This is a genomic window from Altererythrobacter chaiwopuensis (assembly GCF_054957755.1).
In genome coordinates this window covers 644,614-667,081 of the sequence record NZ_JBTXJG010000001.1, presented here as the reverse complement: position 1 = coordinate 667,081, position 22,468 = coordinate 644,614, and the positions used below count along the sequence as shown (strand labels likewise).

The following is a 22,468-nucleotide window of genomic DNA, read 5'->3' as shown; positions in this document are numbered from 1 at the left end:
ACTTGGGGAGGTGGATGCAGGTCGCACATTCCATAACATCACGGCTCATAAAATTACGGCGCAGTTGGCCGCATTTCATATGTGCCGGCGCAGCCTGCAGCGCGCTGGCAGGCGGTGCACCGATTGCAGTGGCGGCGACACTGGTCAATTCCGATACTTCCGATCCTTCATCTCTGACGATCCAAACCGACGCGGCAGCGCAAGGCGATGCTGCTGAAACTGCAGCGGCGGATGCTTTGCCCGCCAAAGTGCCTGCAACCGCCGCCCCTGCCTCATTCAATAATGCGCCCGGCAAACCGGTGGAAACGCGGCTGGTGATCTCGCAGTTTGCCGACATGCCGGTCTCTGGCGATGCCGCCGAAACGCTACGCTATAGCGGCCGCGCGGATGCCTATATCGACATCAAAGGAAGTGCCTTCGGGATTGATGACAGCGTCACGCTGACGGTTCGCCCGGAGTATACCTGGGGCAAGGACTCCAACGGCGTGATCGGGTTGATCCCCAGTAACACCGCACTGTTTCGCGGCGAAGACACGGGCGATTTCGATGTTTCAGTGAGCGTCTCGAAACACTGGGCTTCGGGCACGCAACTGACCGTCGGGAAGGTCAATGTGCTTGATCTGGGCGGAAAGCTGCCGGTGGTAGGAAGCGACGGGCATTACGGTTTCCAGAACCTGAGCATCGCCCTGCCGCCATCAGCGATTATTCCCAACACGATCACCGGCGCGTTGCTGGAGGTGCCGACCGAGAAGGTGCTCTACCGGCTATGGGTGTTCGATCCGGATTCGCAGTATCAGCGCAGCGGGTTCGAAACCGCCTTCAGAAGCGGCGTAGGATTCCTCGGCTCGGTGACATTCCCGGTCAAGATCGGAGGCAAGCCGGGCTTCTATGCGCTCAAGCTTTCCGGCTCGACCCGCAATGACATAAACGCCGATTCGCTGCCAGCTGTCCTGATCCCTCCGCCGGGATCGGATTTCGGCCAGCGACGCGGCGAGTTTGCGGCGGTACTGGCAGGCTACCAGTATCTGTCTGTCTATCCCGAAGCACCGGGCAAGGGCTGGGGGATTTTCGGACAGGTCTATATCTCTAACGGCGACCCGACCTTTCTTGACAAGAGCGGCTTCATCGGAATCTCGGGAAATCCGCGCTTCCGCCCGCAAGACCGCTTTGGCGTGTCCTGGTTTCGCTATTCGCTGACCAACCGGCTGATCCGGGCGCTCGACCAGCGCCTGGCGCTGCAGGATGAAGAGGGTGTCGAATATTTCTACACGCTCGGCCTGTCGGATGGCTTGCAGGTTACCGCCAATGTGCAGGTCATTGACAGTGCCGTAAGCGCGCGCGACCCCGGCGTCCTTGCTGGCCTGCGTGTCACTGCAAGTTTCTGATATACCATGAAAAGTGGCTTTTTCACTATCTCCGGCTGTTCCGGGGGCGGCAAGTCGAGCCTGCTGTCCGCACTCGCGGCGAGAGGTTACGACATTGTCGCCGAGCCCGGCCTGCGTCTGATCCGGTCGGGTGGCCCCAAGCCATGGGAGGATATGCTCGGCTTCCTCCAACGCACCGCAGCGCTGGCGCGACAGGATTTGGAACAGGCAGCCAGCCTGCGCGGGGCGGTGTTCTTCGACCGTGGGCTGATCGATGCCCTTTCGGGCCTGGTCAAATTGGGCGACCTGCCCGCAGAGCGAGAACTGCCCAAAGCGATCCGCCGCTATCGCGCGGTCTTCTTTGCCCCTCCGTGGCGCGAGATATTCGAACAAAACGAATTTCGCCGCCACGATTTCAGGAGCGCGGAGCTTGAAAGCAAACATTTGTTGGCGACCTTGCGAGCGCATGGTTGCGAACCGATCCTGTTGCCCAAATTCCGGCTAGACCTGCGCTGCGAATATCTGCTTGCCCGCATACAAAACTTGTGACGGCGCGATATGATCGAGCGCAGGCCCAGGGGCCAGGCGCGCTTCTTCCTCTGTCATGGCCGAATCATCTGGCGGAGCTCCTGCGCGGGGTGAACTGCCCGAAACGTTCCATCCGGGTGACTTTGCCTGATGCATCGCGATGAAAAGTCACGATATCGCGTTCTTCGCCGCTGCTGGTAACGACACGGAACCGGTCTTCTCCCAGCGGCTTGAAGCGATCCATCGTGTCGAATGGGCCACGCGAGCCGGCCTCGATGCCCACCAACCCGCCTGCCCACGGCAGCATGGCGAAATCCGCACCCCACGGCTGGCCGTTATAGATGCCTACATAGTCGCGCAGATCAACCGCTCCGCTTGCCGGTGGTTCAAACGCCGACGTGGCCAACCTCACCGCTACCAAGGCGCCAACTGCACGTGCAAGGACGGTCGAATCGTCCATCGCATTGATGGCCACGGCAACTGCCATTTGCGCTGACGGATCAATCAGCAGCGAGCTGCGATAGCCGGGGCACGAACCGCCATGGCCAACCATTTCGCGCCCATCCATCTGATAGTTGGCAAAGCCGAGCCCCCAGCTGGTCCGGCGATCCGGGGTGATGTAATGCACCCGGTGCATCTCGCGCAGGGTGGAGGCACGCAGCAACTCGGGCTGGCCACTTTGGAGCAGGCGGAACTGCCATCGTGCGAACTTGGCGAGATCCTCTACGGTCGAGCTATACCCCGCTGCCGGATTGATTCCCTTGGCGTCAAACAGCTTCACGCGCGGGCGAGTGCCATCGGGTTCGAGCGAGCCCCAGCCAACCGCCAGCTGCTTGCCATAAAGCCCTGTCGGAACGAACGGTCGGGTGTTGTTCATTTCCAGCGGCGCGAGGATATTGGTGCTGACATATTCGCCATATGGCGTGCCTGTGACCTTTTCCACCGTTTCGCCCACCAGCGTAAGCCCAAGGTTCGAATATTGGAACGTCGTGGACGCAGGATAGAGCAGATGCTGTCCTGCCACCCCGGCATGAATTTCATCCTGGCTAGGGAACGGGAAATCCGGCCCGGTCCAATAGGGTTTGACCGCCTCGCGCGGCAGGCCTGCAGAATGGGTGAGCAGCCCGCGCATGGTCACTGGCATACTATCACGCTGATCGGGTGCGAATTGCGCCCAGGGCAGATAGGTGCGAACCGGCTCATCCAGCCGGACTGTTCCTTTCTCCCATTGCTGCATGAAGGCAACCGCAGTGAACAGCTTCGAAATCGAACAGATCGAATAGATCGTGGCGGCAGTGGCGGGCTGCCTCATCGCGCGATCGGTATAGCCGTAGCCTTTCGACCAAACCGTCTGTTGGCCATTGACCAGCGCTACCGACAGCGCCGGGATGCGCGAATACTGGCGGGCCTGATCGAGCCAGTAATCCACCGCCACCACTGCTTCGCGCAGCGCGGTGGCGCGCTGTTCCTGATCGCCTGGCTTGCCTTCAAGTTCCGATTGCATTGCCTGGCGGTCGCTCGAAGCACCAAGCGGGGCTGGAATAATCGCACTTGTGGCTGCCAGCATGATGGCGACCGCGGCGAGAGGTTTCATCGACATCCTCCTGTTTTCATATGCGAATGTGGCAGCAGATCGCGCGCGCGCCAAGTGTCTCGTGGCCAGATGGAAGAAACCAGCCGCATTCCTACCACTCGATGATGCCGCGCCCGTGCCGCTCGAGAAAAGCATTGGCCTGGCTGAAAGGGCGCGAACCGAAAAAGCCGCGATGCGCGGAAAGCGGGCTTGGATGCGGGCTGGCAATCAACAGGTGATTATCGCCCTCACCCAATCCCTTGACCCGGCTCGCCTTCTTCTGCGCGTGGCTTCCCCACAGGATAAACACTGTAGGCAGGCCCTGTTCGACCACTGCCGCAATGCAGGCATCGGTGATCGCATCCCAGCCGCGCCCGGCATGGCTGCCCGCTTGCCCGGCTTCGACCGTGAGCGTGTTGTTCAGGAGCAGCACGCCCTGTTTCGCCCAGCGCTCAAGATTGCCGCCCGGCTGTGGGCGTATGCCCAGATCGCTCTCGATTTCCTTGTAGATGTTGACCAGCGAAGGCGGCAGCCGCACGCCGTCACGCACCGAAAAGGCGAGCCCGTGCGCCTGGCCTGGCCCGTGATAGGGATCCTGCCCCAATATCACCACGCGCACCTGTTCAAGCGGGGTCATTGCGAGCGCGGCAAGCCGCTCGCCGCGCGGAGGGTAGACGATCTTGCCGCGATCTTCCTCAGACCGAAGCCACCCGCCCAACCGCCGCGCCTCGGGCGTTGCCAGTGCCGGCTCCAGCGCGGTCCGCCAGCTCGCAGAGATCGCCTCGTTCATACGCCAGCGATACCTTGCCGTCATGGCGGTGGCCAGACACCCTTCCCTCAAATCCCCAATGCGCCTAAAGCCGCTGGATATGGCTGTATATTTTCATGAAGAAGACCTGCCTGCAGGTGTGCTGGGCGAAGGTCCGATCGCGGTCGATACTGAAACCATGGGGCTGATAACGCCCCGTGACCGGCTGTGTGTGGTGCAATTGAGCGATGGCAGCGGCGACGAGCATCTGGTGCGCTTCGGGCCTGGCAGCGCCTATGACGCGCCGAATCTTAAGGCGGTGCTGGGCGATCCGAACCGGCTGAAGCTGTTCCATTTTGGCCGCTTCGATCTTGCCGCGATCGAACATTACCTGGGCGTGATGGCCGCGCCGGTATTCTGCACCAAGATCGCCAGCAAGCTGGTGCGCACCTATACCGACCGACACGGACTTAAGATGCTGGTCGAGGAACTGCTCGGCGAAAACCTCTCGAAAGTGCAACAGTCGAGCGACTGGGGCGGCCCTGATCTGAGCGACGCGCAGCGCGATTATGCCGCCTCTGACGTGCGCTTCCTGCACCGCCTGCGTGACGAGCTGGTCAAGCGGCTCGAGCGTGAGGGGCGGATGGAAATTGCCCAGGCCTGTTTCGATTTCCTGCCCACCCGTGCGCGGCTCGATCTGGCCGGCTGGCCAGACAGCGATATATTCAGCCACGAGTGATGCGCGGAGGCGTATAGTCCCAGACATGTCGATCCACCCGCGAATCGAAACCAGCGAAGCGAAGGAGCTGCGCAGCCAGCGCCAGCACTTTGCCGCGCCGGGCGGCTCGCATGATCGGCTGGTGCGCTTTCTGGCTCGTTTCCTGCCGATGGCAGTGGGCGTGATCGCGGCTCTGATGGTTATCACCCCGCTTGGCCCGGGAAGCGAAGTGAGTTTCCTGCTTGATCGCAACAAGGTGGCCATGATCGACGAGCGGCTTTCCGTCAGTAATGCGATGTACCGCGGCGAAGACGATTCCGGGCGCCCCTTTTCGCTGACTGCGGGGGATGCCGTGCAACGCTCAAACTCCGAAGGTATCGTGCGCATGCGCGACCTTGAGGCGCAGATCCTGCTGCGCGACGGGCCAGCGCGGATCAGCGCTGAAGCCGGCGCCTATGACATTGACCGCGAAGTCATGACAATCGATGGCGCTTTACGCCTGTCGGCCGCAGACGGCTATTCGATGGTCACGCGGGGTGTATCGGTTGACCTGGCCTCGCGCCAGATAACCGGCGAGGGGGGCGTCGAAGGCGAAGTCCCCGCCGGCACATTTTCAGCTGATCGAATGACCGTCGATATCGACAAGCGCGTATTTTCCCTGAAGGGCAATGCCCGGCTAAGAATGCGGCCGGGCGAATTGAGGAAGCCGTGATGAACCGTTCACTTATCCCCACCGCTGCACGTTCAGCCATCGTCGGCTTTGCCCTTACGCTGGTGGCGTTTGGCGGGATGCAGCTCAACGCACAGGCTTTCTCGCGCCATGATTCAAATGCGCCGGTGCAATTCGATGCCGGCGACATCAGTGTCGAGGACCGCCAGAACCGCGTCGTGCTTATCGGCGGTGTTAACGTGACCCAGGCCGGGCTGCGCGTGCGTTCGCAACGCATGCTGGTTGATTACAGCGACCAGGGCGATCTTTCGATTTCGCGCATCACCGCTACCGGCGGGGTCAATGTGACGCGCGGCAATGAAACCGCACGCGGCGATGTGGCCGTCTATGACCTTGAGCGGCGGCTGATCACCATGGCTGGCAATGTCGAATTGCGCCGCAATGGCGATACGCTTTCAGGTGGCCGGCTGACGATCGACCTCACCTCCGGCCGCGCCAGCGTTGACGGCAAAGGTGCCTCGTCGGGCGAGAATTCGAGCGGGCGCGTAACCGGCACTTTCACTGTCTCGCAGAAAGCTGGCGGCGGCGCTGCGGACAGCGATCAGAAGCAATAGTGCGGCCTATCGCCGCGCGGCGAAACGGGCGATATCGGTCAGACCCTGGGCCAGCAGCAATTCCGCCGCCTGGCTGTTGCCAAGCAACTGTCGATGCATTTGCATCAGCCGCGGGCCGAGCCGTTCGAGCTTGCGCCTGTGCCAGCATTGCAGCTGGTCGCGAATATCGCGCTCGTCACGAAAAAAGATGCCAAGCCGGGCCTTGGCTCCTCGATCGAGCCCGTCGAGCGAACCGCGCGGGCCGAGCTGTGCGGCGATCTGCGCCAGTTGTGCAGCCCGGCGTTCAACCGCCAGCAACACACCGACCGGGTTCAGTCCGTGTTCGCGCATTCGCCTGAGTTCGCGGTCAAGCCGCCCAGTGTCGCCCTTGAGCACGGCATTGACCAGCGGCATGAAGCCGTCTTCCTCGGTCGCAGCTCCCACCACGTCGAGATCTTCAATGGTCAGCTGACGCGGTGATTGCGGCGAAGCATCGCAATAAGTCGCCAGCTTGGTGATTTCAGACTGTGCCAGCCGCACGTCCAGACCGGCGGCCCGCGCAATCCGCTCTGCCAGGTCTCCGCCCAGCCTCAGCCCCGCCGCATCCGCCATCTGCCGCACCGAGGCAGAAACCGATTGCAGATCGGGCGGCCAGAACATCGCCACCAGCGCGTCCTTGCGTTTCTCCAGCAACTTGGCGGTGCGCGATTTGTCGGTTGCCGATGTCGCCACCAGCAGCACCGGCGCCGCTTCACCGGCGCCACCTTCGCTGGTCTCGATCAACACCTGCAGCGCATCGTGCGCTTCATCGCCATTGGCCCGCACAAAAATATGGCGCTTGTCACCAAACAGCGAGCCCGAGCGCGCCTCATCACCCAGCAGCGCCGGGTCCTTGCGCAAATCGGCGCCTGAAATCTCCACTCGTTCGCTGGGCTGCGGCAGCAGCTGCAGGATGCTTTGCGCCGCTGCAGAGGCGCCCGCTTCGTCAGGTCCGCAGAAGAAGAAGATGCCGCATTGTTCAGCAGCGCGGCGCGCGGTGGAGGCAAAGTCGCGCTGGGTGGCCTTCATTGCGCCTGGCCGGCCTGGCGCAAGGTCAATGCCACTTGCCGCACCATCCGTTCAGCCACATCGCGGGCGAGATTTTCCAGCGCAGTCTGTTCGGCCGCGATGGTGGCGTATTCGCTGGACACAACGTCAATCCCGGCATCCGATCCAGCGCTGGCATCCAGCAGGATTGCGCCGCTGGTGATGTCAACCAGCTGATAGCGGGCGCGCAGGATGCGGCGTTCGCGGCTGATCGTGTCATCGTTGAGCACGCCCAGCGCTTCGAGCGAATCGTCGAGCCGGACATCAAGGCGATAGCGCGGCGCAGTGCCTGGCCCGGTTACGTGCAGCCGATCATTGAGGGCATTGCGCACCAGCCAGCCATCGCGGCCCGGAATCGGGGCAACCTCAACCGCTGCCAGCCCCTGCGCCACCGCTGTGCCGCCACTTCCGGCATACATCGGCTGAAGACCGCAAGCGGAAAGCGCCATCAGGGCAAGGCTGGCAAACAGTGCGCGCATCAGACCACAATATTGACCAGCCGGTCAGGGACCACAATGATCTTCTTTGGTGAAGCCCCGGACAAAATGGCCTGAACCTTGGTATTGGCAACAGCGATCGCCTCAAGTTCAGCTCGATCGGTGCCCTTTGCGACAACTTCCGTGTCGCGCAGCTTCCCGTTAACTTGCACCGCGATGGTGACTTCATCCTCCACCAGCAGCGCCGGATCATGCGCGGGCCAGGCGGCATTGGCGATCAGGCCCCCCGAATGGCTGGCGAGCCCGGCGCGGTGCCATGCCTCTTCTGCCAGGTGCGGCATCATCGGCGCGGATAGCAGCATCAACCCGGCAATCGCTTCGCTGCGTGCTGCGGAAGGCTGAGCCTTCTCGGCAGCCGTGGTCAGCTCGTATATCCGCGCCACTGCCTTGTTGAAATTGAGCGCTTCGATGTCGTCCGCAACGGCGGCGATCGTCTGGTGCAGCTTGCGCGACAATGCCTTGTCGTCCTGGGTGTCCTCGACTTGTGCAGCGGGGTCATATTGGCCGAACAGCCGCCACAGCCGCTGGACGAAACGCCCACAGCCTTCGATCCCGGCTTCCGACCATGGCAGATCGCGTTCGGGCGGGCTGTCACTGAGCATGAACCAGCGCGCAGCGTCGGCACCATAGGTGTCGATGATATTGTCGGGATCGACCGTGTTCTTCTTCGACTTCGACATCTTGATGACGCGGCCGATTTCGACTGGCTGGCCATCGTCTCTCAGCACCGCGCCATTGCCGCTGCGATCGACCTCAGCCGGCAGGAAATAGGTGGTGCGGCCATTGGTCCGCCGCGAATAGGTCTCGTGCGTGACCATGCCTTGCGTGAACAGGCTGCCGAAGGGTTCGGCAAAATCGAGCTGGCCGATATGCTGCAGGGCGCGGGTCCAGAAGCGGGCATAGAGCAGGTGCAGGATCGCGTGCTCGATCCCGCCGATATATTGCTCGACCGGCAGCCATTTGGCGACCTCCTCGCGGTCGAAGGGCTTGTCCGCCGGCTGGCTGGCGAAGCGCAGGAAATACCAGCTCGAATCGACGAAAGTATCGAGCGTATCGGTCTCCCGCTCGGCAGCGCCGCCGCATTTCGGGCAGGTCGTGTGCTTCCACGTCGGGTGGCGCAGCAGCGGATTGCCCGGCGTCTTGAAATCGACATCATCGGGCAGTGTGATCGGCAGGCTGTCCTTGGGTGCAGGCACAACACCGCATGTCTGGCAATGGATGAACGGGATCGGCGTTCCCCAATAGCGCTGGCGCGAAACGCCCCAATCGCGCAGGCGCCACACCGTTGTACCTTTGCCCCAGCCTTCGCTTTCAGCGCGTGCGTTCACCGCATCCTTGGCCGCTTCAACGCTCATCCCGTCGAGAAAGTCCGAATTGACGCACACTCCGTCGCCAGTGTCAGCCTCGTTCAGCGGTTCGCCTGCAGCCTCGGGCGAGGCGGCGATTACGCGCACGATCGGTAGGTTGTATTTGGCTGCAAACTCGAAGTCGCGCTGGTCATGTCCCGGCACGCCCATCACCGCGCCGGTCCCGTAATCCATCAGCACGAAATTGGCGATGAACACCGGCAAATGCTTCCCGGTAAAGGGGTGTTTAGCGCCGATGCCGGTATCGAAACCGAGCTTCTCGGCGGTTTCCAGCTCAGCAGCAGTGGTGCCGCCGCGCTTGCATTGTTCGATGAACTTCGCCGCATCGCAGTTGTTCATCGCGGCCGACTGCGCCAGAGGATGATCGGCGGCGACCGCAACGAAGCTTGCGCCGAAGATCGTGTCCGGCCTGGTCGAATAAACCGGCAGGCTTTCGCCATTCGAAAGCTCGAAGCTGAATTCGAGGCCGCTCGATTTACCTATCCAGTTTTCCTGCATCAGCTTGACCTTGTCAGGCCAGTTTTCGAGCGCACCGAGCCCGCCCAGCAGATCTTCGGCGAAATCGGTGATCTTGAGAAACCACTGGCTGAGCTTGCGCTTCTCGACCTCGGCTCCCGAGCGCCAGCCCTTGCCGTCAATCACCTGCTCGTTGGCAAGCACGGTCATGTCAACCGGATCCCAGTTGACGGTCGATTCCTTGCGATAAACCAGCCCCGCCTCGTACAGATCGAGGAACAGCGCCTGTTCGTGGCCGTAATATTCGGGATCGCAGGTGGCGAATTCACGGCTCCAGTCGAGCGCGAAGCCGATCCGCTTCAGCTGCGCTTTCATGTTGGCGATATTCTCGCGCGTCCAGCCGCCCGGATGCACGCCCTTTTCCATCGCGGCATTTTCCGCTGGCATGCCGAAGGCATCCCAGCCCATCGGATGAAGGACCTCGTACCCGCGCATTTTCTTGTAGCGCGCCAGCACGTCACCCATGGTGTAGTTGCGCACATGGCCCATGTGGATCCGGCCCGAAGGATAGGGAAACATCTCGAGCACATAGCTTTTCGGCCTGGGCGAATTGCTGTCGGCGTGGAACGTGCCTGCCTCCTCCCAGGCTCGCTGCCAGCGGGCATCGGCTTGCGATGGATCGAAACGGGTATCGGTCATGGCCAACCTGTTAGGGATTTCGGGCGCGATTGGAAGCGCGTTCGCATCAAGAACTGGCCTTTCATCGCCGGTTTGGCGGATGACAGGCTGGCCCGCGAAGTTCGCAGGCGCTGACGGGCAAATCAGGAAGCGAGCGTCTGCCGGCGCAGTTCGCGGGCCTTGGTAAGGATGATGTCCTCCAGCTTCTGCACAGTGGCCGCCTGCACCGGGGCATCGACCCAGCCACCACCCTGCGCCACCTGGCGGCTGGCAGCCACGCGCAGCGCATCGGCGCGAAGATCGGTGTCGAGGATCGTCACCGTCACCTTGACCCGCTCGTTCGGGTTGGTGGGATTCGCATACCAATCAGTCACAATCACTCCGCCTGCGCTGTCTGCCTGCAGTAACGGAGCAAAGCTGACAGTCTCCAGCGCAGCGCGCCAGAGATAGGAGTTCACCCCTATGGTGTTGACCTGCGCCGCAGCAAGGTCAGCCTCAGGCCGCTCACGCCCACCGCAGGCAGCAAGTGTCGCCAGCACCGCGCTGGCGAGCGCGAATTGGGCAGTGCGGCGGATGGCAGGCTGGATCAGGCTCATTGGTGAAAGGTCCTCAAGCGGAATTGTCGTTTTCGGCTCTATAGCTGTCCGTGCGCGTGCGACAAGGCGGGAAACAATCGCAGGCAGCTGGCCATGCCCGCTTTTGTGCACTGAAGGCGGCTTTATCCTTCCTGAACGCAGGCAACGAGGCGGTTGCCTTGGCGCGATTCCCAACGGCCGCCTTATGTGCGTGGAGCCATCTTGTGTGCCAATTGCAACACAAGGCTGCCCTAACGTCACGCAACGGATCGCGGGCATTGCCTGGCAAGTCCAAAGGGTCCTATTGTCCACAACTGTGATAGTGAGTCGCGGCTTTTGCGAAATGCGCAGTCATCTGCGGTTCAGCATGGTTGAGTTTAAGTAAACCAGAGCCTTTAGAGGTTCGATCAGGTTTAACCCGCCAAGGTCTTGGCGAACGGGAAGAAGGGTTTAAGGTCACGGTCATGGCAACAGTTCACCCAGCAAGATCGGCGCGCAAGCTGCCCTTGCTGCTGGCAGCTGCTGGCCTGGCTTTTGGCGTTCCTTCGGCGGGCCTGGCGGTTGCCGCCCTTTCCGATGGGGCTGGCGACGGCGCATCTTCGCCGTTTGCGGTATTCACCCCGGCGTCGGTTGATCCGCAGCTGGCACAGCGTATGGCGCGGCGGGCTGACAATTCGGCGCTGCGCTTCACACCAAGCGGCAGCACGATCAAGCGGGACCGCACAGTAACGGTGGCAGTGCGGGTTGATCAGGATACTGCGCGGGCGATTTCCGTGCGCAATGTGCTCAATGTTGCACCGGGCGGCGGCGAAGGCCTCACGGCTCTGGCAGCAACGCGTTTCAACCTTGGTACGGCACGCGGCTATCAAAGCTTCAAACGCCCCGAACCGCAGCTTGGCCTGTCGGGCAGCATGCGTGATATAGCAATGCCCGATCTGGCAAGTTTCGAACCATCGCGCTCAAGCGCGCCGGAAAAGCCAAACCGCTTCCAGCCGCGCATCATACTGCAAGACGAAGAGGTCGCGGGTCGTTCGCCGAATACCTATGACTCGCTCGGCGCGCAGACCTTCGATCTTGGCGGTGCTTATCGTATTACCCGCAATCTTGATGTGACTGCGGGCGTGCGGCTGTCGCAGGAGCGCGACCGGCTGAGGCCGGTGACCGATTCGGAGCAAGACAGCCAGGCAGTGTATGTGGGCACGCAATTCCGCTTCTGATCGCGCGGCGACGCTTTCACATCGTGAATTCGTATGATCAAACCCCGCTTAGGCGGGGTTTTTCATTTCCCTGACGTAACGGCATCGCTAGTTCTAACCAGATACTGCGGAACGGAGAATCGGATATGGCGCGCGTTGCAATTGTTACTGGCGGAACTCGCGGAATCGGTCGCGCGATTTGCGAGAGGCTTCACGCGGATGGCTTCACGGTCGTCGCGAACTATGCCGGCAATGATGCCGCAGCTGAACAGCTCAAGGCCGATACCGGTATCCGCTCATACAAATGGGACGTAGGGGACCACGAAGCAGCGCTGGCCGGTTGCAAGCGCGTTGAAGAAGAAGTTGGCCAGATCGATGTCGTGGTAAACAATGCCGGGATTACGCGCGACGGCGTGCTGCACAAGATGTCATACGATGATTGGCACGAGGTGATGCGCATCAATCTGGGCGGCTGTTTCAATATGGCCAAGGCCTGCTTCCCCGGCATGCGCGAGCGCGGCTGGGGCCGGATCGTCAATATCGGCTCGATCAACGGACAGGCGGGCCAGTATGGCCAGGTCAATTATGCGGCGGCGAAAAGCGGCATCCACGGCTTTACCAAGGCCTTGGCACAGGAAGGCGCGAAGTTCGGCGTAACCGTCAACGCCATCGCGCCCGGCTATATCGATACCGACATGGTCGCCGCCGTCCCGCCGCCGGTGCTGGAAAAGATCGTCGCCAAGATCCCGGTGGGCCGGTTGGGCCATGCCCATGAAATCGCGCGCGGGGTCGCCTTCCTGTGCAGCGAGGATGCCGGCTTCGTAACCGGCTCGACCATGAGCATCAACGGCGGCCAGCACATGTATTGATGCGCTGGCGCCTGGCTGAAGAAATTGGCGCCGGGCCACAATCCGCGCTATCTTGCCAAACATGCCAGATAGCGACCAACCTTCAGGCGTAAGCGAGGCCAGCCATGCTTGCCATGGGCGGGTACATGGCGATGCCCGTGACGGCCACAGCGATCAACATGCATCCGCTGAAGGCGCTGAGGTAAGAGGGGGAAAATACGATCAGGTTCCGCCGGGTCATCAGGGCGCGGTCTACACCTGCCCGATGCATCCGCAGGTGCGCCAGCCAACTCCCGGGTCATGCCCGATCTGCGGCATGGGGCTGGAGCTCGAATCCGCAGCCATGGCCGAGCATGGGCGTAATCCCGAACTTGCCGACTTTACACGGCGCTTCTGGATCGGCGCTGTCCTTACTGTTCCGCTGCTGGTCCTCACCATGGGGCCCATGCTCGGGCTTGGCGGCGTCAGGGATATTTTTGGAGAGCGCAACACGCTCTGGATCGAACTGGTGCTCGGCACGCCGGTCGTTCTGTGGTGCGGCTGGCCGTTCCTCGTGCGGGGATGGAATTCATTTCGCACGCTGAACCTCAACATGTTCTCGCTGATCGGCATGGGAGTGCTGGCCGCCTGGCTGTTCAGCATCGTCGCGGTCCTTGCGCCGGGCATATTTCCCGACGGTTTCCGCGATGCAGAGGGCAATGTCAGCGTCTATTTCGAGGCGGCGGCGGTCATCGTCACGCTGGTGCTGCTGGGTCAGGTGATGGAGTTGCGGGCGCGTGAGGGAACCGGCAAGGCGATCCGCGCCTTGCTCGACCTGGCACCCAAGACGGCACGCATCGTCCGCGACGACGGCAGCGAGGAAGAAATTCCGCTTGAACAAGTCGGCGTAGGCGATCGCCTGCGCGTGCGACCGGGGGACAAGATACCGGTCGATGGTGTCGTTATCGACGGGCGTTCCTCGGTCGATGAAAGCATGATCAGCGGGGAACCCTTGCCGGTCGAGAAAGTCGCCGGCGATCCTGTTACCGGGGCGACAATCAATGGGACCGGCAGTCTCATCATCAAAGCGACCCGTGTCGGCGCCGACACCATGCTTTCCCAAATCGTCGAAATGGTTGCCAATGCGCAGCGATCGCGCGCGCCGATCCAGAAATATGCTGACAAGGTTTCGGGCTGGTTCGTGCCGGTCGTGATCGCCGTCGCCGTGCTGGCATTCATCGGCTGGTCGATATGGGGTCCGGCGCCCGCAATGTCGTATGCCCTGATCGCTGCCGTTGCTGTACTCATCATTGCCTGCCCCTGTGCGCTAGGGCTCGCCACACCGATGTCGATCATGACCGCCACCGGGCGAGGAGCGCAGGCCGGTGTGCTGATCAAGAATGCGGAGGCACTCGAACGTTTTGAAAAAGTCGACACGCTGATGGTCGACAAGACCGGGACGCTGACCGAGGGCAAGCCCCGGCTGGTGGCCGTGCTTCCCGAACCGGGTCATGATGAAGCGGAAGTGCTGCGCCTGGCCGCCACTCTCGAAAAGGGATCCGAGCATCCACTGGCGGAGGCGATTGTTGCAGGCGCAGAGGAGCGCGGCGTGGCGCTCGGCGAAGCCAGCGACTTCGAGGCTGTTACGGGCAAAGGCGTGAAGGGCGTCGTCGATGGCAAGAGTGTCGCGCTCGGAAATCTGAAGCTGGTAACCGACCTTGGCCTTGAAGCCGCCGAATTGACGGAGAAAGCCAATTCCCATCGCGACCAGGGCGAGACGGTGATGTTCGTCATGCTGGAGGGTGCCGTAGCAGGCCTCGTCAGCGTAGCCGACCCGGTGAAGGAAACGACGCCTGACGCCCTGAAGGCGCTTCATGCACTTGGCTTTCGCATCATCATGGCGACGGGTGACAACGAACGCACCGCCAGAGCGGTGGCCGCCCGCCTCGGGATTGACGAAATCCGCGCCGACGTGCTGCCCGAAGACAAGGCGCGCATAATCCAGGAGCTTCAGAGGGAAGGTCGCAAGGTTGCCATGGCGGGCGACGGGGTGAATGATGCCCCCGCGCTCGCGCAGGCCGATGTCGGGATCGCCATGGGCACCGGCGTCGATGTCGCCATCGAAAGCGCAGGCATCACATTGGTCAAAGGCAATCTCGACGGGATCGTGCGCGCACGCCGCCTCTCGAAGGCGACCATGCGCAACATCCGCCAGAACCTGTTCTTCGCGCTGATCTACAATGCCGCAGGCGTGCCGGTGGCGGCCGGATTGCTCTATCCCTACTTCGGAATACTGATCAGTCCGATGTTCGCCGCCTTCGCCATGAGCGCATCGTCAATCTCGGTCGTGACCAATTCGCTGCGTCTGAGAAGCGCGAGAATCTGACTGGCGAGTCGGCGGTATGCGCCTTATCACCGCGCAGGTGACACAGCCGCCGCCCTACCACCCCCCAGTCAAGCGCTCGGTCGAGATTGCCGGACACAAGACCTCGATCAGCCTTGAGCCGCTGTTCTGGGACATGCTGCGCGCGGCGGCTGAAGCGGAAGGCCTGCCAATCAACGCACTCGTCGCACGAATCGATGAAGAGCGGATCAAGTCGGAAACACCGCCCGGCCTCGCCGGGGCGATCAGGGTGTGGTTGATTTTCAATTCCTAGCTGGCTGGGGCGGGCGGGCCCGGTGCGTCTCCGTTTGCCTGGATGTCGGCAATCAGCTTTTCCATTTCGTCAATTTCCCTGACCTGCGCATCAATGATTTCATTAGCGAGTGCACGCACGCGAGGGTCGGAAATTTCTGCCCGGCGGCTGGTCAATATGGCGATCGAGTGATGCGGGATCATCGCTTTCATCCAGCTGACATCACCGACTGTTTCCTGACTACGCACCAACCAGAGCGATCCGCCGAACACCGCTACCGCGCTGCCCAGGATCAGTAGGTTCCACTGAAGCTGGTGGTACATCCGCCACATGAACAGAAGCATTATTACCGCCATCACTGCCCCCATCAGCAGCGCCATCCACGCCCTTGTCTGGCTGAACCAGACATGGGAAATTTCGTAAGTGTTGAGATACATGATCGCATACATGACAACAGTCGATGTTGCGATCATCGCAAAGAAGCGCGGATAGCCCATCCCGGAATTATGGGTGCGTTTTGATTGGTCCATATGCGAATTACGGGCGAAACGCCGGGACGTTCCGATTGTTCTATCTGCGCACCACGTTCAAAGCTTCGCGGTCAGTAATTCGCTGGCGGATCGCTGGCCGGAAAGCTTGCGTCGCTCTCCTCGTCCGTCTTGTTCCACGTATCCGACGAATTGTCCCGCATGGCGCCCGGCCCTGCGTCGCGCACATTGCCGGTCTGGCCGGTGGCGAAAGCAGCCGGACTGGCACCCCGCTTCTTTTCGATAGCTTTGTATCCGGCATATCCGAGTGCCGACAAGGCAGCGATTTTCAATAGTCCCATGATACGATCTCCTTCGTTACCCCTCCCGTCAACGCCTGGCGGGGGCGAAAGGTCCGCTCTATCGGCTCAATCGTCGCCCACCCGTTCTATGTCTGCGCCAACCAGCTGCAGCTTCTCTTCCAGCCGCTCGTAACCGCGATCGAGGTGGTATAGCCGCCGCACGGTGGTCTCGCCTTCGGCCGCCAGCCCCGCCAGCACCAGGCTGAAGGAGGCACGCAGATCGGTCGCCATCACTTCAGCGCCCGTGAGCCGATCGACTCCCTTGACGATGGCAGTACGGCCCTCGGTCTCAATATCCGCCCCCATGCGCCGCAGTTCGGGCACATGCATGAAGCGGTTCTCGAAAATGGTTTCCTTGAGCACGCTGGTGCCTTCAGCCTTGCACAGCAGCGCCATCAGCTGCGCCTGCATGTCGGTGGCGAGGCCGGGATAGGGTGCGGTGGTGAGATTGGTGGCCTTGAGCTTGCCATTGGGACAAACCCTGATCCCCTTGGCGTCTTCCTCCACCTCGACCCCGATATTCCGCAGCGCGTGGATGGTGGCCGCCATCTCGCCCGCTTTGGCGCCTTCAAGCCGGACGTCGCCGCCGGTGATCGCTGCGGCGCAGGCGTAAGAGCCAGCCTCGATCCGGTCGGGCATCACGCGATAGGTTGCGCCGTGCAGCCGCCTGACCCCGTGGATGGTGAGATCGGAGCTGCCGATACCCTCGATCTCCGCCCCCATGGCGACCAGCAGATTGCACAAATCGACAATCTCGGGCTCGCGTGCGGCGTTGAACAGGCGGCAGCTGCCGTTCGCCAGCACCGCCGCCATCACCGCATTCTCGGTCGCCCCGACAGAGACAACCGGAAAATCGAACTCGCCGCCGGGCAGCCCGCCATCGGGCGCAATCGCGCGAACATACCCTTGTGCAAGCTCGATAGTGGCACCGAAAGCCTCGAGCGCCCTCAGATGCAGGTCGATCGGGCGATTACCGATCGCGCAGCCTCCCGGCATCGACACCGTCGCCTCGCCCATGCGCGCCAGCATCGGGCCCAATACCAGGATCGAGGCGCGCATCTTGCGCACCAGATCATAGGGCGCGACCGAAGAGGTGATCCGCGGCGCTTCCAGGCTCATTACGCGGCCGAAATCCTCAGGCCGCGTGCCTTGAATCACCGTGGTGACGCCAAACTGATTCATCAGGTGCTGGAACCCGTCGATATCGGCCAGGCGCGGCAGGTTCCTGAGCGTCAGAGGCTCCTCGGTCAGGAGCGCGCAGGGGATGAGTGTAAGCGCAGCATTCTTGGCCCCGGAAATCGGAATCGTGCCTTCGAGTCGGTTGCCGCCGCGGATGACGAGTTTGTCCATTTCCTGCCCTTAGCCAATCTCGGCTGCCGAGCAAACGAACAAGCGCATGAAACTGGAGGTAGTCATGCTTGCAGGTGAAACATTTGCCCCCTATCCCGCATCGTCATGAGCACACCCAAACCGATCCGAAAGGCAGTGTTCCCCGTCGCCGGGCTAGGCACGCGGTTCCTGCCCGCGACCAAAGCGATCCCCAAGGAAATGCTGGCAATCGTAGACCGCCCGTTGATCCAGTATGCCGTAGATGAAGCGCGCGAGGCCGGGATCGAGCAAATGATCTTTGTCACCGGGCGCGGCAAGACGGCAATCGTCGAGCATTTCGATATCGCTTACGAGCTTGAGGCGACACTGAGCGAGCGCGGCAAGGATCTGAGCGTGCTCCAAACGACGCGGGCAACGCCGGGTGACATCATCACCGTGCGCCAGCAGGTGCCGCTGGGGCTGGGCCACGCAATCTGGTGCGCGCGCGCCATCGTGGGGGATGAACCCTTTGCGATTTTCCTGCCCGATGAGCTGATGATCGGAAAGGTTGGCGGCACAGGCTGCATGAAACAGATGGTCGATGCCTATAATGAAGTCGGCGGAAATTTGATCAGCGTGCTCGAAGTCCCGCGCGAGGATGTTTCAAGCTATGGCGTGATCGACCCCGGCGCTGAAATGGGCGCGCTGACCGAGGTAAGCGGCCTGGTCGAAAAGCCGCCTGTTGCCGACGCGCCATCGAACAAGATCATTTCGGGCCGCTACATCCTGCAACCCGAAGTGATGCGCGTGCTCGAAGCGCAAGAGAAAGGCGCGGGCGGCGAAATCCAGCTGACCGACGCCATGGCCAAGATGATCGGCAGCCAGCCGTTCCACGCAGTTACGTTTGACGGCAAGCGCTATGATTGCGGCAGCAAACTCGGCTTCGTCGAGGCGACGCTGGCATTGGCGCTTGAACGCGAGGACATGGGCGCGGAAGTGCGCGCGATGGCCGAACGTCTTCTAGCAATCTAGCTCGCGACGAAACGCAGCGGCAGCGTTTTCAGCCCGCCGACAAAGGTCGAAGTTGCGCGCTTGGGCTCACCCGCCAGCTCGATGCTCTCGATCCGGTCAAGCAGCGTTTCGAACAGGATCTTCATCTCCATCCGGGCAAGGTGCAGGCCAAGGCACTGGTGAGCGCCCGCGCCGAACGCCAGGTGCCGATTGGGCGAGCGGCTGGCATCGAACTTGCGCGGATTTGCGAACTGCGCCGGATCGTGATTGGCGGCGACATAGTTGATCATCAGCCAATCGCCCTTCCTGATCTGTTGCCCACCCAGCTCGACATCTTCAGCCGCAGTACGCATGAAATGCTGCACCGGCGTGGTCCAGCGAATCGCTTCCTCGACGATGCCCGGCAACAGCGAACGATCTGCCTTGACCCTGGCCCATTGCTCCGGGTCCTTCGCCAAGGCCTGCATCGCCCCGGCAGTGGAAGCCGAGGTCGTGTCATGCCCGGCGGTGGCAACGATGATGTAATATCCCGCCATATCGCGCTCAGGCAGGGGCTCGCCATCGACCGTCGCATTGGCAATCACGCTGGCAACATCGCCTGTAGGGTTGGCGCGGCGATCGCGCGCGATCCCGGCAAAATATTCCTCGAAATTCTTCACCGCGCCCGCAACCAGCAGCACCACTTGCTCCGGCGTCATATTTTGCATGCCGGTGCCGGAAAGATCCGCATCCTGCCCGCCGAACATCTGCTGGGTGAGCATCAACATGCGCTGCTCGTCCTCTTCGGGCACGCCCAGGATCTGCATCACGACATGCAGCGGATAAGGCGCCGAAACGAGTTTGCAAAAGTCCACGCCCTCTCTTTCTCCGACCCCGCCCTCGCCAGCGGCCACCAGCCGGTCCACCGTTGCATTGGCGATGGCGCGGATCTCGCCCTCCATTTTCTGGAGGTTGCGCGGCATGAACCAGTCCTGCGTCAACCGGCGATATTTGGGGTGGATCGGCGCATCGAACACCACCAGCGAATCGACCAGCATGTTGGAGCCGGTTGCCTTGCGACTGAATTCGATTGCGTCGCGGAAACTGAACACCACCGGGCGCGGATTGTTGAGGAAGGTGGCATTGTCCTTCGAAATGCGCATCACGTCTTCATAGCGGGTGACCAGCCAGAAGGGATCGAACAGCTTGCCGTCCTCGGGCTTGACCAGCGCCACAGGCGCCTCTTCGCGCAACTGGTCGAACGTATCGAGCAGGCTATCCCACTGGGCATAGGAATGCGGATCGATGACTTCGCGGGCAATCTCGGGCGGCAGAACCTTTGCTTGATCGGCCATGCTCACGCCTCCGCTTGGGCCTTGGCAGCATATTCATCGCGCAGTTCGCGCTTGTAGAGCTTGCCATTGGCTTCACGCGGCAGATCGGGCCGGAAATCGAACAGCTTGGGCATCTTGATCCGGGCCAGTTGCGGGCTGAGGTAATCGCGCAATTCCTGTTCCAGCGCATCGCCGGCTTCACCCATGTCGACCGGCTGCACAACCGCGACAACCTTCTCGCCAAGATCCGGATCGGGCGCGCCGATCACCGCCGCATCCATCACCTTGTCATGGCTCACCAGCAGGTTCTCGATTTCCTGCGGGTAGATATTGACCCCGCCAGAGATGATCATGTGGCTCTTGCGATCGGTCAGGTAGAGGAAGCCGTCCTCATCGAGATGGCCGATATCGCCCAGCGTCATCCAGCCTTCGGAATGCATGGCTTCAGCCGTCTTGGCAGGGTCCTTGTGATACGTCGGCAGAATCTCGTTTTCGAAATAGATCACCCCGTCCTGCCCGGCAGGAAGTTCTTCGCCATCGGGGCCGCAAATATGCAGCTTGCCATGGATCGCGCGCCCGACACTGCCCGGGTGAGTGAGCCAGTCAGGTGAATGGATCATCGTCATGCCGATGCTTTCAGACCCGGCATAATACTCATTCACGATCGGCCCCCACCATTCGATCATCTGCTGTTTGATCGGGATCGGGCATGGCGCAGCAGCGTGAAGCGCACGCTTATGGCTGGAGAGGTCATACTTGCTACGGATCTCTTCCGGCAATTTGAGCATGCGCACGAAATGTGTCGGCACCCATTGGCTGTCGGTCACCTTGTATGTCTCGATCGCGGCAAGCGCAGCTTCGGGATCGAATTTCTCCATCATGACCACTGTTCCGCCAAGGCGGTGCACAGCCGAAGACCATCCGATCGGTGCTGCATGATAGAGCGGTGCCGGCGAAAGATAGATCATAGTGCCGTCGGTCGGCATGCCCGCCCCGATTGTCGCGAGGCCGAGAAATGGCACAATTGCCTGCGGATCGGGATCTACGGGTGGTTTGGGCCGGATGCCTTTTGGCCGGCCGGTTGTGCCAGAGGAATAGAGCATCACCATGCCCGCTGTTTGGTCAGCTATGGGCTCAGCTGGTTGCGCCGCCAGGGCCGCTGCGAAATCCTCGTCGCCATCACCCCCCATCACCAGCACCGGCAGATCGGGGCAGGCAGCGCGCACGGCGGGCAACACCGCATCAAAGTAGCGCGACGTGATCAGCAGCTTGGCTTCGCTGTCTTCAAGAATATAGGCAATCTCGGGCGCAGTCAGCCGCGTCGAGATCGGCACCAGCATCGTGCCCGCTCGCTGGGAACCCCAGATCAGCGTGTAGAATTCGATCCGGTTTTCAAGCAACACGGCGAAAGCATCGTCTGGCCGCAACCCAAGTGCCCGGAGCATCTGCGCGAAGCGATTCGATTCGCGATCCATTTCGCCGAAGGTCATGGTTTCGCCGCTTCCGGCCATAATCACGGCAGGCTGGTTTGGGCGCGTTCTTGCGTGTTCGATCGGATGCATCGGTGTCCTCTCCCCATGCGGACTTTATGCCGTATGGTTGCATATGGAAACCTAGCTAACTAGCCAAAGACGACAAGAAAAAAGGCGGCGGGATAACCCGCCGCCATTATCGGACATCCTCTCCTCTGTCCGAACCCGCTTCCAGGCGGGAAACTCTTGCTGCGGCCTAGTCGCCGCCCTGGCCGCCTTCGCCAGAAATCTGTGCCAGTTTCGCCAAGCGCTGCTGGACCGGCGATTCGACCATATAGGGAATTGGATTGACTGCAATACCCGACATGACCACTTCATAGTGGAGATGCGGGCCGGTCGACCGGCCGGTCGATCCCACGTAGCCTATGATGTCGCCCTTTTTGACCCGCTCACCCTCAGCCACCAAAAGGCGCGACATGTGGGCATAGCGCGTTTCAAGGCTAGCGCCGTGATCGATCTCGATAAACAGGCCGTAGGTGGAAAACCATTCGGCACGATCGACGATGCCGTCAGCAGTTGCATAGATCGGCGTGCCGGTCGGGGCTGCCAGATCTATCCCCTTGTGCTTGCGCCGACCGCCGAGCACGGGGTGTGTGCGCATCCCGAAATCGCTGGTCAGCCGCGCGCCATCAAGCGGCATGCGCGACGGCACGGAAATGGACGGTTTGACGGTATTCGCAGCCGGACCGCGCGCGTCCAGCGCTTCCCAGCTGGCGAAGAGCTGGCGAAAGCCCTGATCGCCGGTGATGAGCGAATCATCCTGCGCCTGGCGGACCGTGTCGCTGATGTCGACTGCAGCGGAATTACTGTTGGCAAATGCCGGGCTTGCGGCCACCGAAAGACAACCAGCAACAAGCGCAAAGCCCGCCTGCTTGCAGAATTGCCCGATATGCGATCCGATCAAAACCCGTTCCTCAACGCAGCACTCACTGAAGAGCCCGCTTTATCTTGTCGTTCAACCCG

The 22,468-nt window shown here is 61.5% G+C and carries 22 protein-coding genes; 10 read left to right on the top strand and 12 right to left on the bottom strand.

Annotated elements, in window-relative coordinates:
- Positions 1 to 128 precede the first annotated feature (128 nt).
- Both ACX2DJ_RS03365 and ACX2DJ_RS03360 read left to right on the top strand, forming a co-directional pair.
- Complete coding sequence (locus tag ACX2DJ_RS03365; protein ID WP_462570998.1) at positions 129 to 1,385, top strand: carbohydrate porin; 1,257 nt, start codon at positions 129 to 131, stop codon at positions 1,383 to 1,385.
- A 6-nt stretch (positions 1,386 to 1,391) separates the two neighbouring features.
- The gene (locus ACX2DJ_RS03360; RefSeq protein WP_462570997.1) at positions 1,392 to 1,913 is read left to right on the top strand and encodes an AAA family ATPase; all 522 of its coding nucleotides are present in this window, start codon (positions 1,392 to 1,394) and stop codon (positions 1,911 to 1,913) included.
- 64 nt (positions 1,914 to 1,977) lie between these two features.
- Here ACX2DJ_RS03360 and ACX2DJ_RS03355 read toward each other — a convergent pair whose 3' ends face one another.
- Entirely contained in the window at positions 1,978 to 3,486 is a 1,509-nt protein-coding gene (locus ACX2DJ_RS03355; protein WP_462570996.1) for a serine hydrolase domain-containing protein, read from the bottom strand.
- A gap of 91 nt (positions 3,487 to 3,577) precedes the next feature.
- Entirely contained in the window at positions 3,578 to 4,255 is a 678-nt protein-coding gene (gene ung, locus ACX2DJ_RS03350; RefSeq protein ID WP_462572536.1) for a uracil-DNA glycosylase, read from the bottom strand.
- A 79-nt stretch (positions 4,256 to 4,334) separates the two neighbouring features.
- On the opposite strand from ung, the gene ACX2DJ_RS03345 reads away from it, so the two are divergent.
- The 3 genes from ACX2DJ_RS03345 to ACX2DJ_RS03335 are packed head-to-tail and all read left to right on the top strand — an operon-like array spanning position 4,335 to position 6,215.
- Complete coding sequence (locus ACX2DJ_RS03345) at positions 4,335 to 4,952, top strand: ribonuclease D (protein ID WP_462570995.1); 618 nt, start codon at positions 4,335 to 4,337, stop codon at positions 4,950 to 4,952.
- A gap of 25 nt (positions 4,953 to 4,977) precedes the next feature.
- The gene (lptC, locus tag ACX2DJ_RS03340; RefSeq protein WP_462570994.1) at positions 4,978 to 5,643 is read left to right on the top strand and encodes an LPS export ABC transporter periplasmic protein LptC; all 666 of its coding nucleotides are present in this window, start codon (positions 4,978 to 4,980) and stop codon (positions 5,641 to 5,643) included.
- Entirely contained in the window at positions 5,643 to 6,215 is a 573-nt protein-coding gene (locus tag ACX2DJ_RS03335) for an LptA/OstA family protein (protein WP_462570993.1), read from the top strand. The genes lptC and ACX2DJ_RS03335 overlap by 1 nt, the downstream gene beginning before the upstream one ends.
- A 6-nt stretch (positions 6,216 to 6,221) precedes the next feature.
- Here ACX2DJ_RS03335 and holA read toward each other — a convergent pair whose 3' ends face one another.
- From holA to ACX2DJ_RS03315, 4 genes are all read right to left on the bottom strand, one after another.
- Positions 6,222 to 7,262 carry a DNA polymerase III subunit delta gene (holA, locus tag ACX2DJ_RS03330; RefSeq protein WP_462570992.1) on the bottom strand — a complete coding sequence of 347 codons (1,041 nt, stop codon included), beginning with the start codon at positions 7,260 to 7,262 and terminating at the stop codon, positions 6,222 to 6,224.
- Positions 7,259 to 7,759, bottom strand: coding sequence for an LPS assembly lipoprotein LptE (lptE, locus tag ACX2DJ_RS03325; protein WP_462570991.1), 501 nt, complete (start codon positions 7,757 to 7,759; stop codon positions 7,259 to 7,261). Before lptE ends, holA begins: the two co-directional genes overlap by 4 nt.
- Positions 7,759 to 10,299, bottom strand: a complete 2,541-nt coding sequence (leuS, locus tag ACX2DJ_RS03320) for a leucine--tRNA ligase (protein WP_462570989.1) — start codon at positions 10,297 to 10,299, stop codon at positions 7,759 to 7,761. The genes lptE and leuS overlap by 1 nt, the downstream gene beginning before the upstream one ends.
- Before the next feature lie 122 nt (positions 10,300 to 10,421).
- Positions 10,422 to 10,874, bottom strand: a complete 453-nt coding sequence (locus ACX2DJ_RS03315) for a DUF3576 domain-containing protein (protein WP_462570988.1) — start codon at positions 10,872 to 10,874, stop codon at positions 10,422 to 10,424.
- Positions 10,875 to 11,317: 443 nt separating this feature from the next.
- On the opposite strand from ACX2DJ_RS03315, the gene ACX2DJ_RS03310 reads away from it, so the two are divergent.
- The 4 genes from ACX2DJ_RS03310 (at position 11,318) to ACX2DJ_RS03295 (ending at position 15,533) form a co-directional block, all read left to right on the top strand.
- Positions 11,318 to 12,070, top strand: a complete 753-nt coding sequence (locus tag ACX2DJ_RS03310; RefSeq protein WP_462570987.1) for a hypothetical protein — start codon at positions 11,318 to 11,320, stop codon at positions 12,068 to 12,070.
- 125 nt (positions 12,071 to 12,195) lie between these two features.
- Complete coding sequence (gene phbB / locus ACX2DJ_RS03305; RefSeq protein WP_462570986.1) at positions 12,196 to 12,918, top strand: acetoacetyl-CoA reductase; 723 nt, start codon at positions 12,196 to 12,198, stop codon at positions 12,916 to 12,918.
- A gap of 61 nt (positions 12,919 to 12,979) precedes the next feature.
- Complete coding sequence (locus ACX2DJ_RS03300) at positions 12,980 to 15,262, top strand: copper-transporting P-type ATPase (protein ID WP_462570985.1); 2,283 nt, start codon at positions 12,980 to 12,982, stop codon at positions 15,260 to 15,262.
- A 37-nt stretch (positions 15,263 to 15,299) separates the two neighbouring features.
- Positions 15,300 to 15,533, top strand: a complete 234-nt coding sequence (locus ACX2DJ_RS03295) for a ribbon-helix-helix domain-containing protein (protein WP_462570984.1) — start codon at positions 15,300 to 15,302, stop codon at positions 15,531 to 15,533.
- Here ACX2DJ_RS03295 and ACX2DJ_RS03290 read toward each other — a convergent pair.
- From ACX2DJ_RS03290 to murA, 3 genes are all read right to left on the bottom strand, one after another.
- A complete protein-coding gene (locus ACX2DJ_RS03290) occupies positions 15,530 to 16,042 on the bottom strand; it encodes a DUF305 domain-containing protein (protein WP_462570983.1) in 513 nt (170 codons plus the stop codon). The two genes, ACX2DJ_RS03295 and ACX2DJ_RS03290, sit on opposite strands and share 4 nt — an antisense overlap.
- Before the next feature lie 71 nt (positions 16,043 to 16,113).
- Positions 16,114 to 16,341, bottom strand: a complete 228-nt coding sequence (locus ACX2DJ_RS03285) for a hypothetical protein (RefSeq protein WP_462570982.1) — start codon at positions 16,339 to 16,341, stop codon at positions 16,114 to 16,116.
- Positions 16,342 to 16,407: 66 nt separating this feature from the next.
- Complete coding sequence (gene murA / locus ACX2DJ_RS03280) at positions 16,408 to 17,691, bottom strand: UDP-N-acetylglucosamine 1-carboxyvinyltransferase (RefSeq protein ID WP_462570980.1); 1,284 nt, start codon at positions 17,689 to 17,691, stop codon at positions 16,408 to 16,410.
- A 105-nt stretch (positions 17,692 to 17,796) separates the two neighbouring features.
- On the opposite strand from murA, the gene galU reads away from it, so the two are divergent.
- Positions 17,797 to 18,681, top strand: coding sequence for a UTP--glucose-1-phosphate uridylyltransferase GalU (gene galU, locus ACX2DJ_RS03275; protein ID WP_462570979.1), 885 nt, complete (start codon positions 17,797 to 17,799; stop codon positions 18,679 to 18,681).
- Here galU and ACX2DJ_RS03270 read toward each other — a convergent pair.
- From ACX2DJ_RS03270 to ACX2DJ_RS03260, 3 genes are all read right to left on the bottom strand, one after another.
- A complete protein-coding gene (locus ACX2DJ_RS03270; protein ID WP_462570978.1) occupies positions 18,678 to 19,994 on the bottom strand; it encodes a cytochrome P450 in 1,317 nt (438 codons plus the stop codon). The genes galU and ACX2DJ_RS03270 overlap by 4 nt on opposite strands.
- Before the next feature lie 2 nt (positions 19,995 to 19,996).
- Entirely contained in the window at positions 19,997 to 21,535 is a 1,539-nt protein-coding gene (locus ACX2DJ_RS03265) for an acyl-CoA synthetase (RefSeq protein ID WP_462570976.1), read from the bottom strand.
- A gap of 166 nt (positions 21,536 to 21,701) precedes the next feature.
- Positions 21,702 to 22,409, bottom strand: coding sequence for a M23 family metallopeptidase (locus ACX2DJ_RS03260; protein ID WP_462570975.1), 708 nt, complete (start codon positions 22,407 to 22,409; stop codon positions 21,702 to 21,704).
- Between the last annotated feature and the right edge of the window lie 59 nt (positions 22,410 to 22,468).